General features: G+C 41.5%; 3 protein-coding genes. All 3 read left to right on the forward strand.

Annotation, left to right across the window (positions count from 1 at the left end; all coding sequences use genetic code 11):
- Window positions 1-125 precede the first annotated feature (125 nt).
- On the forward strand, window positions 126-371 hold the full coding sequence (locus WBG83_RS22260; protein ID WP_336747578.1) for a helix-turn-helix domain-containing protein: 246 nt from the start codon (window positions 126-128) through the stop codon (window positions 369-371).
- 27 nt (window positions 372-398) lie between these two features.
- The gene (locus WBG83_RS22265; RefSeq protein ID WP_336747579.1) at window positions 399-707 is read left to right on the forward strand and encodes a hypothetical protein; all 309 of its coding nucleotides are present in this window, start codon (window positions 399-401) and stop codon (window positions 705-707) included.
- Between the two features lie 1,124 nt (window positions 708-1,831).
- Window positions 1,832-2,065 (forward strand): stalk domain-containing protein, encoded by a 234-nt coding sequence (locus tag WBG83_RS22270; RefSeq protein WP_336747580.1) that lies wholly within the window; start codon window positions 1,832-1,834, stop codon window positions 2,063-2,065.
- Window positions 2,066-2,127 lie beyond the last annotated feature (62 nt).

Consider the following 2,127-nt stretch of genomic DNA (forward strand, 5'->3'; position numbering starts at 1 on the left):
AAACAAGTGTTTGCGTTTATCGACTACTTCAACTCCACCATGGCCAAGCCTTTTAAATGGACTTATAAAGGCAAGGTTCTTTGCTTTTAACTGTTGTTATATTTAAGTTTTAGTGCACTAGTTACGTGGGTGGAGTGGAGCGCGGGGAACGAAATATTTCCCTAGAAACGCTGGAGAAGGTCGTTACAGCCCTACAAGTGTCGCCAATAGAACTGTTTCGAGATGAGCTTGACGTGGACGATGACACGAAAGCTCATCGCAAGGCCATTGATAAGCATATGTCAATGATAAGCAGCAGAAGTACGGAGGAGATTGAAATGATCTCCAAGATAAATTGGGATATTTTTACGGCAATCGATTCAAAGCGCTAGAATACATACGAGGTTGGGGGGTGAAGTATGAGCCAGAAACCGAAAAAGGTTACGAAATATTGTGAGTTGCTGGAACAAGCATTTATAGATGAAGGACAACAACGGTTTGCAATTGAGCGAATTAAGGTAAGGTCAACGGAAAATGAAGAGATTCGGTTCACATATTACAAGAAGTCCGAAGATGGAAAACTCCATTTTGTACCTAGACCGTTGGACCTCGACGAGTCATCGCTTTTAGAATTGTTTAAAAAACCAGGAATTACAGGGGTTTTTAGTATAAGTTTCCTGAATGACCTTAGAGATGTCTTAGATGAACTCTGTCGCAGTAATACATAAGCAGATTACATAGACGGAACTGAGAAAACCACCAACGCCATTCCGGTGTATTGGTGGTTTGGTTTATCAGGATTCATTTAGTCGAGAGCCTTCCGCCCTGCAAGGAGACTTCCGTATTCGCTCTAGCCCAGTAATCATATAGCTTGAGCAACCCTGCTTGATAAGAGTCAATCAATTTCTCAGTTGACACATCATCGGCAACCTAACTAACAAAAAGCTTATCGAAGTGGCTCCGTAATTCATCCCATTCCATTAGCCCATTCCCCCATATTGTACAAGTTCAGATTCGAGTAAAGCATAGAGGAGGAGCGGGATTAATTACAAACTTGACTTCGGTGAATGATTCGGGAGAGATTATGAAGAACTTGCCCCGCTGCTTCGGTTTTCGTGGTTTTTGGCAGTAATTCGATAAGCTCTACGTTGCGGAGCTTAACTGTGAAAACACAAGTTGCTTTTGAAGCCCGGAACACCACCGGGCGGCACACTTAGGCGCATTTTTCGCCGATAGACCCGTTAAGCTGAACCGTATCACAAATAGTAGTAAAGCGGAGAATGGAATGAACAGTGAGTTTAAATAGTAATTAACAAAGATACGACTGGAGCGAAGTTACTAAATCCGAGACTGTCAATTAAAAAGTGTAACCTTTGAAAACTAAATCTAGTAAACTGTTGAGCCGCAGCTTGACATGGAGCCTCGATGGGGCTATTATCGATACGATTGAATTCGCAGAATTAACTGCAATAATCAAACGCTTTTACACTGAACACGGCGCTGCGGTCTATAAGGAAAAAAGCGTTGAACAAGTGCGGTATGAGTTACTAGGATATTAAGAAGGCACAATTCAGTCTAGGGGGCTAGTTATAAAAGAGCCCCCTGCCGTGGATTCAGGTAAAGCCTACTCTAGTGCAATTCTAGAAGAATCCTATTATTTCATAAACAACCCTTACAAAGACATAAAACACTGTGTAGTTTGATTGCTATCATTCGGTATTTAAAGCATAGTGGTACTTTTCGGAAATTAAATGGGACAACAACCAAAGTATACAGATAGTTGTCACAGCAGTATCTAACCGATAATTTGACATTAGTATAGGAGATACTAAGATCATGGGAGGAATAAGATATGAAAAATGTGATCAAAATCGCCACAGGGGTAGCAGTACTGGCAGCAATGCTTATTTCTACCCTTGGTCAACAAGCCAGTGCAGAACGCGCTGCCTGGATGCCTATTCAAGTTAACATCAACGGTAAGTTGTTGGAAATACCAGTAGATCCTGTAATTCAATCTGGAACTACTTTAGTTCCTATGCGTGCTATATTCGAAAAGCTGGGTGCTGAGATTGAGACTGTCAATTAAAAAGTGTAACCTTTGAAAACTAAATCTAGTAAACTGTTGAGCCGCAGCTTGACATGGAGCCT

Source organism: Paenibacillus sp. y28 (genome assembly GCF_037137075.1).
In the GTDB taxonomy this organism is placed as follows: Bacteria; Bacillota; Bacilli; order Paenibacillales; family NBRC-103111; genus JBBBNV01.